At 65.0% G+C, this 10862-nt stretch carries 10 protein-coding genes, 1 tRNA gene and 2 pseudogenes; 1 reads left to right on the top strand and 12 read right to left on the bottom strand.

Annotated elements, in window-relative coordinates:
• The 10 genes and pseudogenes from ACOJTD_RS23160 to ACOJTD_RS23115 form a co-directional block, all read right to left on the bottom strand.
• A pseudogene (locus ACOJTD_RS23160) lies at nucleotides 1–194 on the bottom strand (50S ribosomal protein L11); the annotation flags it as partial.
• A gap of 253 nt (nucleotides 195–447) precedes the next feature.
• Nucleotides 448–978 carry a transcription termination/antitermination protein NusG gene (gene nusG / locus ACOJTD_RS23155; RefSeq protein WP_119857401.1) on the bottom strand — a complete coding sequence of 177 codons (531 nt, stop codon included), beginning with the start codon at nucleotides 976–978 and terminating at the stop codon, nucleotides 448–450.
• Between the two features lie 16 nt (nucleotides 979–994).
• On the bottom strand, nucleotides 995–1183 hold the full coding sequence (gene secE / locus ACOJTD_RS23150; RefSeq protein WP_420135195.1) for a preprotein translocase subunit SecE: 189 nt from the start codon (nucleotides 1181–1183) through the stop codon (nucleotides 995–997).
• A gap of 364 nt (nucleotides 1184–1547) precedes the next feature.
• Nucleotides 1548–2261: an ABC transporter ATP-binding protein gene (locus ACOJTD_RS23145; protein WP_420135194.1), complete on the bottom strand. Its 714-nt coding sequence runs from the start codon at nucleotides 2259–2261 to the stop codon at nucleotides 1548–1550.
• Entirely contained in the window at nucleotides 2242–3006 is a 765-nt protein-coding gene (locus tag ACOJTD_RS23140; RefSeq protein WP_420135193.1) for an ABC transporter ATP-binding protein, read from the bottom strand. Before ACOJTD_RS23140 ends, ACOJTD_RS23145 begins: the two co-directional genes overlap by 20 nt.
• Nucleotides 3003–4001, bottom strand: coding sequence for a branched-chain amino acid ABC transporter permease (locus ACOJTD_RS23135; protein ID WP_420135192.1), 999 nt, complete (start codon nucleotides 3999–4001; stop codon nucleotides 3003–3005). Before ACOJTD_RS23135 ends, ACOJTD_RS23140 begins: the two co-directional genes overlap by 4 nt.
• Nucleotide 4002: 1 nt before the next feature.
• On the bottom strand, nucleotides 4003–4869 hold the full coding sequence (locus ACOJTD_RS23130; RefSeq protein WP_420135191.1) for a branched-chain amino acid ABC transporter permease: 867 nt from the start codon (nucleotides 4867–4869) through the stop codon (nucleotides 4003–4005).
• A gap of 155 nt (nucleotides 4870–5024) precedes the next feature.
• Nucleotides 5025–6200: an ABC transporter substrate-binding protein gene (locus ACOJTD_RS23125; RefSeq protein WP_420135190.1), complete on the bottom strand. Its 1176-nt coding sequence runs from the start codon at nucleotides 6198–6200 to the stop codon at nucleotides 5025–5027.
• A gap of 49 nt (nucleotides 6201–6249) precedes the next feature.
• Entirely contained in the window at nucleotides 6250–7710 is a 1461-nt protein-coding gene (locus ACOJTD_RS23120; protein WP_420135189.1) for a glutamine synthetase family protein, read from the bottom strand.
• The gene (locus ACOJTD_RS23115) at nucleotides 7707–9065 is read right to left on the bottom strand and encodes a Rieske 2Fe-2S domain-containing protein (protein WP_420135188.1); all 1359 of its coding nucleotides are present in this window, start codon (nucleotides 9063–9065) and stop codon (nucleotides 7707–7709) included. Before ACOJTD_RS23115 ends, ACOJTD_RS23120 begins: the two co-directional genes overlap by 4 nt.
• Nucleotides 9066–9399: 334 nt before the next feature.
• Between ACOJTD_RS23115 and ACOJTD_RS23110 the strand changes: the two genes are divergently transcribed.
• A complete protein-coding gene (locus ACOJTD_RS23110; RefSeq protein WP_420135187.1) occupies nucleotides 9400–10188 on the top strand; it encodes an IclR family transcriptional regulator domain-containing protein in 789 nt (262 codons plus the stop codon).
• 43 nt (nucleotides 10189–10231) lie between these two features.
• Here ACOJTD_RS23110 and ACOJTD_RS23105 read toward each other — a convergent pair.
• Nucleotides 10232–10307 (bottom strand) — tRNA-Trp (locus tag ACOJTD_RS23105).
• Nucleotides 10308–10721: 414 nt separating this feature from the next.
• A pseudogene (tuf, locus tag ACOJTD_RS23100) lies at nucleotides 10722–10862 on the bottom strand (elongation factor Tu); the annotation flags it as partial.

The following is a 10862-nucleotide window of genomic DNA, read 5'->3' as shown; positions in this document are numbered from 1 at the left end:
CGATCGGCGTAGATCGTGATCACCACCGGAATCGGCGTGTTCTTCTCTTCCTTCTGGGTCTGCGCGTTGAACGCCTTGCAGAACTCCATGATGTTGAGGCCGCGCTGACCAAGCGCGGGACCGATCGGAGGCGACGGGTTCGCCGCTCCGGCCGGCACCTGCAACTTCAGGTATCCGGTCACTTTCTTTGCCATACCAACTCTCCTGTTGCCGGCGAACCGGCGGTTTCAGGGCTCGTGGTGGGGCTCGAGCGGACGACTGGCGATCGTCCGAAGCCTCCCACGTCAGTTCAGAGCAAGGCGCACGCCCAGCTCACTCCCGTCATGCCCGGACTTGATCCGGGCATCCATCCTCTTCGCGTAAGTCTTGCGAAGAAGATGGATTGCCGGGTCAAGCCCGGCAATGACAGCCACTGCCGGGGCTAGCCCCGGCAACGCCTTCGAACGATCAGACCTTCTCGACCTGACCGAATTCCAGCTCGACCGGAGTCGCACGGCCGAAGATCGACACCGCGACCTTGACGCGCGAACGCGCCTCGTCGATTTCCTCGACAACGCCGGAGAACGACGCGAACGGGCCGTCGGCGACGCGGACGTTTTCGCCGATCTCGAACGACACCGACGCTTTCGGGCGCTCCACGCCTTCCTGCACCTGGTGCAGGATGCGCATCGCCTCGGACTCCGAGATCGGCATCGGCTTGTTCTCGGCGCCGAGGAAGCCGGTGACCTTCGGGGTGTTCTTGATCAGGTGAAAGGCTTCGTCGGTGAGGTTCATCTTCACCAGCACGTAGCCCGGGAAGAACTTGCGCTCGGCGTCGACCTTGCGGCCGCGGCGCACCTCGGTGACCTTCTCGGTCGGCACCAGCACCTGTTCGAACAGGTCCTCGACGCCGCGCTGCTTGGCCTGCTCCTTGATCGACTCGGCGACCTTCTTCTCGAAGTTCGAATAGGCGTGGACGATGTACCAGCGCATGCTCATGGTCGAAGGCCTACCGTTAGACGCCGAGGATGAAAGTGATCAGGATCCTGATCAGCTGATCGGCGAAGAAGAAGAAAATCGACGCGAGCGCCACCATGATAAACACCATGATGGTGGTGATGGTGACTTCGCGGCGCGACGGCCAGGTCACCTTGGCGGTTTCGCTCCGCACTTCCTGCAGGAATTTGAACGGGCTGAAAGCCATCGTGTGATCCAGATCGTCAGTCGAATTGTCGGGGTTTGCGAAAACCAGACAGCCCTGTTGCGCCCAACCCTTGCCAAGGAACCCCTTGCCGCAGGATGAGCCGCCAACCGGGCTCTGTTTTCGGGAAATCAAGCCGCGCCGGAAATCCGCAAAACGGGCCGGCAGCGAGTGACGCCTTTTATGGCGAGTTGACGCGAACGTCAAGTTGAGGGCGACGTCAGACGCCGCCACGGCAACTTCACCCAGGTTCTCGCCGCGCCGGATTATCCTTTTCCGACCAGCAGCTTGCCCAACATCCCTCGTCCGGCGCCGGATCTAGGTCACCCGGCGCTTCAACCGCGCTGCGGCCTTTCGACCGAGCACATCAGCCGATCCCGACCCCGAGCAGAGAGTCGACGAGCCCGCGATCGCCGCGGAGTTGCGCACCCTGCCCCTGCCAGACGATGCGGCCGCGCTCGACCACCAGCACGTCGTCGGCGAAATCGAGCGCGCGTTCGATCTGCTGTTCGATCAGCACCACCGTCATCTCGCCGGACTGCGCCAGCCGGAGAATCGTCTCCATCAGGGAATCGCAGATCACCGGCGCGAGGCCTTCGAGCGGCTCGTCCAGCAGCAGCACCTGCGGCTTGCCGAGGAGCGTGCGGGCCAGCGACAGCATCTGCTGCTCGCCGCCGGACAGTTGCATGCCGCCATGGTTGCGCCGCTCCGCCAGCCGCGGGAACATCGCGTACACGGACTCCAGATCGGACCGCGGCCGCCCCTTCAGGCCGGTGGACAGATTCTCCTCGACCGTCAGCGAGCGGAACACGTCACGGGTCTGCGGCACATAACCGAGGCCGGCGGCGGCGCGGGCGAAGGTCTTCAGCCCGGTGACGTCGCGCTCGCCGATCCGGACCGCCCCGCCCTTGTGGGTGGTCAGGCCCATCAGCGTCGCCAGCAGCGTGGTCTTGCCGACGCCGTTACGGCCGAGCACAGTGAGCCGGCCGCCCGCCGGAACGGCGAAGCTGATGTCGCTGAGGATGCTGACCGAGCCGTAGCCGGCGGCGAGACGCTCAACCTCAAGACGCGCGGCGGGCATCGGCATAGCTTCCCAGATAGGCCGCACGGACGGCGTCGTTTTCCTTCACCTCGGCGGGCGTGCCTTCGAAGATCAACGCGCCGTTCGCCAGCACCAACACGCGCTTGGCGAATTTGAACACCAGGTCCATATCATGCTCGATCATCAGGATGGCGATCTCCGGCGACATCCGGCCGATCGCCTCGAGAATGCGCGGCGACTCGTCGTGCGGCACGCCGGCCGCCGGCTCGTCGAGCACCAGCACCCGCGGCTTCATCGCCAGGCCGATGGCGAGATCGAGCAGCCGCTGCTGGCCGTAAGCCAGCTTGGTCACCGGCGTCGCCGCCAGATGACCGATGCCGAGCAGGTTGAGGACCCCCTGCCATTCGTCGCGGATATCGGACTTGTTGATGACCGAGGAGAACATCCGCTTGGTCAGGCCGCGGCGCTGCATCACGGCGAGCGCCACATTTTCGGCGACGGTCAGGCTGGTGAACAGCCGCGTGACCTGGAAGGTGCGGACTAGGCCACGCTCGACGCGTTGCGCGATCGTGGCGCCGGTGACGTCCTCGCCGGCGAGCAGGATGCGGCCGTCGGACGGCGGCAGATCGCCGGAGAGCTGATTGACCAGCGTGGTCTTGCCGGCGCCGTTCGGGCCGATCAGCGCGACGCGGTCGCCGCTGGAGAGCGTGAACGAAACATCGTCGGTGACGCGCAGGCCGCCGAACGACTTCGACAGGCGCTGGACTTCGAGCAAGGTGGTCATCGCGCCGCCCTCGCCTGCCGGAAGTCGCCGATCCGCCGCGTCACCTCGTTGACCAGGCCTTTGGGGAAGAACAGCACTACGACGATCAGCAGCACGCCGATCAGGATCATCCAATGGAAGGGGCTGGCGGCGGAGACGTAGTGGTGGAACAGCTCGAACAGAATCGCGCCGATCAGCGCGCCCCACAGATTGCCGGCGCCGCCGAGGATCAGCATGATCAGCGCTTCGGCGGAACGCTCGAAGCTGACGCCGTCGAGCCCGACCACGCCGGTGTTGATTGCCGTCAGTCCGCCGCCGATTCCGGCGACCGCGCCGGCGACGCAATACATCACCACCAACCGCGGATAGACCGAAACGCCGATCATCCGGGTGCGCAGCGTGTCATCCTTGATGGCGCGACACATCAGCGCGAACGGCGAGCGCGCGAACCGCAGCAGCACCACCATGGTGATCAGCAGCACCGCCACCGAGAAGATGTAGCCGGTGCGGCCGAACATATCGAAGCTGAAGATGCCGAATACCGGCCCCGGCGAGATCCCGGCGAGTCCGTCGCTGCCGCCCGTGATCGACGACAGCTTGTTGGCAAGCGCCGCCACGAGCTGGCCGAACGCGATCGACAGCACCAGCTGCGGCAGGCCGCGGAAGCGCGTCACCAACAGGCCGGACATCAGCCCGGTCGCGGTGCCGGCGAGCGCGCCGATCAGCAGCATCAGGATCGGATCGGTGATGCCGGCGAGCGCCGCATTGCCGGCCGCATAGGCGGCGACGCCGAACAGCGCCGCGTGGCCGAGCGTGGCGACGCCGCAGAAGCCGGTGACGAGATCGAGCGAGATCACCAGGAACGCGAGGCCGATCACCCGGATCAGGAAGGCGAGATCGTCGGGATAAACGCAAGAGCCGATCGCGCCGAGCCCGGCGATCACCGCGGCGGCGATCAGGTCGTTGCGGAGCCCGGCCCAGGCCGGCGGCGCGGTTGTGACGGACAAGGTCGCCATCTCAGTGCGCCTTTCCGAACAAGCCGTGGGGAAACACGTAAACGATCACGATCACCGCGACATAGAAGAAGAACTCGCCGAACTCCGGCGCCAGATATTTGCCGGTGGTGTCGGCAAGGCCGAGCAGCAGCGACGCCGCCATCGCGCCGGTCACCGAACCGGCGCCGCCGACCGAGACCACCACCAGGAACGTCACCATGTAGCGCAGCGCGTAGAACGGCTCGACCGGCAACAGCTCGGCGCCGACCACGCCGCCGAACGCCGCGAGCCCGACCGCCAGCGCGAAGGTGACCGAGTAGACGATCTGGGTACGTATGCCGAGCGCCTCGGCCATGTCGCCATTGTCGACCGCCGCGCGCAGCCGCACACCGAACTCGGTCTTCTCGATCAGCAGCCACAGCGCCACCGCGGTGACCACGCCGCAGCCGATCACGAACAGCCGGTGCGCGGGGATCATGCGGAAGCCGAGATCGAACGGCCCCTTCAGCATTTCAGGAAGCGGGATCGGCTTCGAGGTCGGGCCGAAGATGTAGTTGGCAATACCGACGATGAAGAAGGTGATGCCGATCGTCAGCAGGATCTGCGTCAGCTCGTCGGAGCGGCGATAGATCCGGCGATACAGCAGGAATTCGAACGGCACTGAGATGATGACCGCGCCGATCACTGCGATCAGGATCGCAATCGGATAAGACACGCCGAGCGACGTCAGGGCGAACGAGGCGAGATAGCCGCCGATCATCGCGAAGGCGCCGTGCGCGAGGTTCACCACCCGCATCAGGCCCATCATGATCGACAGGCCGATCGAGATCGTGAACAGCACCATGCCGTAGGCCAGTGCGTCCGGCAGGATGCCGAGAATCGTCCGCATCAGTTTGCCGCCCTCGCGGACGCCGCTGATCCCGTGCGATTCAATCCAGCCTTCACAACCCCACTCCTTCGACTCTGCTTGGCGCGGCTTTCCTAGTCGACATGAGCCCTCCGCGCCAAGTCACGATGCAGGCGCGGAGGGCTCAAAGTTTCGGCTTACTGCTTAACGAGGCCCCAATCGGGCTGCGCCTTGAAGGTCTCGATCTCCTTGTTGATCAGCTTGCCGTCGGCCTTCTCGACTTCGCGCAGATAGACGTTCTGTGTGATGTGGCGGGTCTCTGGATCGATCGACACCGGGCCGCGCGGGCTGGTCCACTGCATGCCCTTCACCGCCGCGATCGCCTGGTCCGGATCCTGCTTGCCGCCGGTGGCTTCGATCATCTTGTAGATCAGGCGCGCGCCGTCATAGGCGGCGACCGACGTCATGGTGACTTCGTCGAGCTTGCCGCCATCTTTTTGCAACTGCGCCAGGAACGCCTTGTTCTCCGGCGAGTCGTGCGACACCGCGTAGTGATAGGTCGAGAGGATACCGAGACCGGATTCGCCAATGTTCGGCAGGTCGGGCTCGGTGACGACGTCACCGGTCGACATCAGCTTCACGTTTGCAGCCTTCAGGCCGTTGTCGATATAGGCCTTGACGAAGCCCAACGTCGGCGGGCCGGCCGGCAGGAAGGTGAAGATCATGTCGGCGCCGGAGTCCTTGATGCGCTGCATGATCGGGCCGAAGTCGGTGGTCGACAGCGGCATGCGGATCGCCTCGACGACCTTGCCGCCTTCGGCTTCGAAGGTCTTCTTGAACGCGGTCTCGGCGTCGATGCCCGGGCCGTAATCGCTGACCGCGATCGCGACCTTGGTGGCGCCCTTCTGCTTGGCGACCTTGGCGGCAGGCACCGTGTTCTGGAACATCGTGAACGAGGTGCGGACGATGTAGGGGCTCTTCTCGGTGATCGACGAGGTGGCGGCGTTCAGCACCACCATCGGCACCTTGGCTTCCTGCAGCAGCGGCGCCACCGCCATCGCGTTCGGCGTGAAGTACAGGCCGGCGAGGTACTGCACCTTCTCCTTGACGATCAGCTCCTGCGCCAGCGCCTTGGACTGCGCCGGGTTCGGTGAGACTTCGTCACGATAGACGAACTCGACGGTATGGCCGCCGACCTTATTGCCGTTCTCGGCAACCCAGGCGTCGATGCCCATCTTGTAGTTTTTGCCGAACAGCGCGTACGGCCCGGACATCGTACCGATCACGCCGACCTTGATGGTGTCGGCCTGCGCGGCGCCGACACTGAACGAAATCGCCGCGGCTGCGCACAGCCACCCAAACTTATTCACCATCCGTCTCGCTCTCCTCTGCCTGATCCAGCTATTTGCGTTTGGTTGATGCTCAGAACATTTCGAAATATTCGCGCTGTTCCCATTCCGTCACTTCGGCCTGGAAGCGCTCGATCTCGGCGTTCTTGATGAAGGTGTAGTAGTCGACGAATTCGCCGCCGAGCGCGGTGCGGAAGAACGGATCGTCGCGCAGCGCGAAGATCGCCTCGCGCAGCGACTTCGGCAGCAGGTCCGCCTTGGTCTCGTACGGCGTGTCGGCAGACGGGCCCGGATCCAGCTTGCGGTCGACGCCGTCGAGCCCCGACAGGATCTGCGACGCCATGTAGAGATACGGATTGGCGGCCGGCTCGCCGACGCGGTTCTCGATCCGCGTCGCCTTGTCGCCTGCCCCGCCGAGCACCCGCAGCATCACGCCGCGATTGTCGCGGCCCCAGATCGCACGATCCGGCGCCAGCGAGTAGGAACGATAGCGCTTGTAGCCGTTGATGGTCGGCGTGGTGAACACGGTCGCGGCGCGAGCGTGCGTCATTAGTCCGGCAAGGTAGTGCTTGCCGAAATCCGACAGCACGTCGCTGTCCGACATGAACGCGTTGCGGCCGCCGTCGCGCGCCACCACCGACTGATGCAGATGCCACCCCGACGAGACCACGTTGGGGATGCGCGGCCGGCACATGAAGGTGGCGTGATAACCGTGCCGCCGACAGATCTGCTTCACCGCGGCACGGAACAGCACCATCAGGTCGGCCGGCAGCAGGCCGACCGTCGGCTGGAAGGTGAACTCACACTGGCTCGGGCCGAACTCGACCTCGATCGAGCGCAGCGGCAGGCCTAGCGCGACGACGTCACGGCGGATCAGTTCGAGCACCGGCTCCATCTGATCGTAACGCTGCTCGGTGAGATACTGATAGCCGTGCGACAGCAGGCTGACGGTCGGCGGTTCACCCGGCTGGCCGGCGTGCTCCGGCCGCATCTTGCTGTCTTCGACCTTGAAGACGTGAAACTCGACTTCGAGCCCCGCTTTAAAATCGTAGCCGCGATCGGCCAGCTTCTGCAGCGCCGAACGATAGATGTTGCGGGTGGCGAACTGCACCGGACGGCCATCGGCGAAATACAGATCGCACAGCACCCAGCCGGTGGTCGGCGCCCACGGCAGCACGCGGAACGTTGTCGGGTCGGGCAGCATGACGACGTCGGCGCCGCCTTGCATCTCCGACATGCCGAAGCCGCCGCCGGCTTGAAACACCGGGAACACCGTCTTGTGCGAGGTGTCCTTCGCCAGCATCGTGGTGGTGATGGTGGCGCCGTTGTCGAGGCTGTTCAGCGCCTCGGACGCGACCAGCGTCTTGCCGCGCAGGATGCCGTGCTGATCGGGGAACGAGAACCGGATGGTCTCGAGCCCCTGCTCTTCCGCGACGCGGCGCATCCGCGCCGCCGCGTCGATCTGCTCTTCGGACCACAGTCCGTGTTTGGCCGCTAAGCTGTCGCCCATGGCGGTGCGCTGATGCACGTTCATTCGGCGGCCGTCAGATGCGGGACCTTGGCGGCGATCTCGGCCGGCACCCGCGCGGCCCAGGGGGCACCGCGACGACGCTTGACGTCGACTTCCATCCAATAGGTCTCCCAGCCGCGGCTCGGGCCGATGCCGTCCATCGTCGCCGGGCCCTGAATGCCGCGCGCGCTGGCTTCGTCGAGCGCCAGCAGCGGACGCTGGCCGGCTTCGGCCTTGGCGATCTCCTGCCGCAGCAGCCGGCGATACTGGATGATCGCCTTGTCGCTCTGGCCGAGATGCTCGCGGGTGCGATCCTGAATCTTGCCCATCGACTCCACCGCCCACTGGTCGTGGACGTTGATGTCGGCGCCCATGCCCGTGTAGGTCGACGTCGCCTGCTCGTGCGGATCGAAGCCGTAGTCGTTACGCTTGTTCTTGCGCGAGGTGTAGTTCGGCAGTTCGTAGAGTTCGAGGCGCTGTTCGCGCATCTTCACCTTGTCGACCGGCTGGGTGTAGCTGGTGAAAATGGCGTACCAGTAGCAGTTCTCGTCGTCGACCGGGACGTGCCACTGCGTGATCGTCATCTCTGTGCTCATCGGGATGACGAAGCCGTGCGGGAACAGCTGATTGGTGACGCGCACATGGGTGCGCTCGTCGTCGATCTGGCGCAGCGCGATCAGCCGCAGGCCGTATTCGGTGTGCTCGACATTGATGATCGGGCGATCGTATTCACGCAGCACCTGGGTCATCGGCATTTCGCTGCCGGCCGACGCGCCGCGGAATTGCTTGCCATAGGACTTCGAGGTGTCCTCGTCCTCGAAGAAGCGATGCAGGAACGAGGCGTGCGCCGGATCGATGCCGACTTCCAGCGCCTGCAGCCAGTTGCACTCGAACAGGCCCTTGAAGGCGAACACGTGCGTATCGGGCGCGGTGAAGCAGTCAATCTCGGGAAACGCTGGCGGCTCACCGGCGCCGAGATAAGCCCACAGGATGCCGCCTTTTTCCACCACCGGAAAAGAGCGTTGCTTGATGTTGGCGCATAGCGGCGAGCCGGCCGGTTCGGCCGGAGTCTCGAGGCACTTGCCCTCGACGTCGAACAGCCAGCCGTGGAAGGCGCAGCGCAGCCCCCCGCCTTCGAGCCGGCCGAACGCGAGATCGGCGCCGCGATGCGGGCAGTCACGATCGATCAGGCCGTAGCGGCCCTGCTCGTCCTTGAACAGCACGAAGTCTTCGCCGAGCAGACGCACCGGGCGAATCGGGCGCTCGCCTTCCAGCTCGGCGACCAGCGCCGCCGGCTGCCAATAGGCGCGCATCAGTTTGCCACAAGGCGTGGCGGGTCCGACCCGGGTGATCAGATCGTTCTGTTCCTGGCTCATCATGGCGTTGGCCTCCTCCGGGCAGCTCGCGACGCGCTGCCTTTTGATTGAAGGCGACAAGGCTGGGTGCCGCAAAGGCTTTCTAAAAGCCAGCGCGCCCTTGTCGCAGATTTCCCGCGCTCGTACGTTCGGTAGACGAACAATTGTTCGATAGGGATAAGATTGCCTCTGATGTGCAACTTGAGCAAGCTGAAATTCTCGGCGTGTGATGCTCAGTGACCTTGCACCGCAACCATTCGAGACCACGCGCAAAGCCGAACTTGTGTTCGATAGGCGAACGCCATAACAGGATGGAGGTAGGTGGTGCAGCACCCCAACCGAGAGCGTGCAGTCTGATATGCCGAAGATGAAACGTCCGGAGACCGACGCGAGCGACGCGCCGGAGATCATCGAAAGCCTGGCGCGCGGGTTGCGGGTGATCGAAGCGTTCGGCGCCGAACGCCCGCCGCTGACGCGGAGCGATCTCGCCAAGGCCTGTGCCCTGCCCCGCGCCACGGTGCGCCGGGTGCTGACGACACTGCGCAGCGCCGGCTATGCGACGAGCGACGACCGGCTGTTCGCCCTCACCCCGCGGGTGCTCGGCCTAGCCTCGGCTTATCTGGCCTCGAACCAGATCAGCGCGGTGCTGCAGCCGCTAATGGACGAAGTCTCGGCCGTCGCCAAGGAAGTCTGCTCGCTGGCGATTCTCGACGGCGACGACGCGGTGTTCGTCGCCCGCGCCAGCCCGGCGCGGGTTTTCTCGGCGGGAATAGATCTCGGCTACCGACTGCCGCTGTTCTGCACCTCGGTCGGCCGGGTCCTACTGGGACGGCTCGATAACGCCGCACTGACGGCAACGGTCGAGGCGATGAACCTGGTGGCTCAGACGCCCGAAACCGTCGTGGACAAGCCGACCGTGGTGGCGACCATCATCGCCGACCGCACCCGCGGCTATTCGCTGGTCGACCGCGAAGCCGAGCCCGGCTTCCGTTCTATCGCTGTGCCGATCCGCCGCTACGACGGCAGCATCGTTGCCGCCGCCAATATCGGCGCCCATGTCGACCGCATCACCACCGGCGAAATGATCGACCGCTTCCTGCCGCCGCTACAACGGATGGCAGACGAAGCGCGGCCGCTGATCGTATGATTTTCGGGGGAGATTTCGGGCTGCCAGGCCGGCTATGCTCGGCTGGCAGGAGTGGCAGGGCTCGAACCTGCGACCCCCGGTTTTGGAGACCGGTGCTCTACCAATTGAGCTACACTCCTACGTCGACGTCGCCGCCGAACGGGGCGGTTGAAGCATAGGCGGGGGCCTGCTGGCAAGTGGGATGCGCGATTAGGCTTTGGTCTATTCGGCAGGTTCCACAGGCGCGGCGCCTGACGCAGGTCCCGACGTCGGTTTCGGTCGGGGCGCCAGCGCACACTCCCGATTGGAGCCGGTGCCCGGTGCATTCTCGAACACGCAGCGGTTCGGCGGCGTGCCACAGACTTTGTTCAGCTCCTTGAACCCGACACAGTGCCCGTCCGGGGACCGATAGCCGGTGCCGCCCTTGCAGCCGCAGCCTTTGCATGGCGGGCGGTCCGGGCACGCTTCCTGCCCCGCGGCCGGCAGCGCCAAAAAAAATGCCGCGAGCACGACCCAGCGCGCTCGCGGCCCCGATCTCGCGTGAGCGATGATCGTTACTCGATGATCGCCGCCACCACGCCGGCGCCGACGGTACGGCCGCCTTCACGGATGGCGAAGCGCAGCTTCTCTTCCATCGCGATCGGCACGATCAGGTGCACTTCCATGGCGATGTTGTCGCCCGGCATCACCATCTC

Source organism: Rhodopseudomonas sp. (genome assembly GCF_048594845.1).
Classification (GTDB): domain Bacteria; phylum Pseudomonadota; class Alphaproteobacteria; order Rhizobiales; family Xanthobacteraceae; genus Rhodopseudomonas.
This window is presented reverse-complemented; position numbering and strand designations above follow the sequence as displayed.

Excerpts from the sequence above, each read along its gene's own strand:
- ACOJTD_RS23135 (WP_420135192.1), bottom strand. The coding sequence starts at position 4,001 with ATGGCGACCTTGTCCGTCACAACCGCGCCGCCGGCCTGGGCCGGGCTC.
- ACOJTD_RS23145 (WP_420135194.1), bottom strand. The coding sequence starts at position 2,261 with ATGCCCGCCGCGCGTCTTGAGGTTGAGCGTCTCGCCGCCGGCTACGGC.
- secE (WP_420135195.1), bottom strand. The coding sequence starts at position 1,183 with ATGGCTTTCAGCCCGTTCAAATTCCTGCAGGAAGTGCGGAGCGAAACC.
- ACOJTD_RS23120 (WP_420135189.1), bottom strand. The coding sequence starts at position 7,710 with ATGAACGTGCATCAGCGCACCGCCATGGGCGACAGCTTAGCGGCCAAA.
- ACOJTD_RS23110 (WP_420135187.1), top strand. The coding sequence starts at position 9,400 with ATGCCGAAGATGAAACGTCCGGAGACCGACGCGAGCGACGCGCCGGAG.
- ACOJTD_RS23140 (WP_420135193.1), bottom strand. The coding sequence starts at position 3,006 with ATGACCACCTTGCTCGAAGTCCAGCGCCTGTCGAAGTCGTTCGGCGGC.
- ACOJTD_RS23115 (WP_420135188.1), bottom strand. The coding sequence starts at position 9,065 with ATGATGAGCCAGGAACAGAACGATCTGATCACCCGGGTCGGACCCGCC.
- nusG (WP_119857401.1), bottom strand. The coding sequence starts at position 978 with ATGAGCATGCGCTGGTACATCGTCCACGCCTATTCGAACTTCGAGAAG.
- ACOJTD_RS23125 (WP_420135190.1), bottom strand. The coding sequence starts at position 6,200 with ATGGTGAATAAGTTTGGGTGGCTGTGCGCAGCCGCGGCGATTTCGTTC.
- ACOJTD_RS23130 (WP_420135191.1), bottom strand. The coding sequence starts at position 4,869 with ATGCGGACGATTCTCGGCATCCTGCCGGACGCACTGGCCTACGGCATG.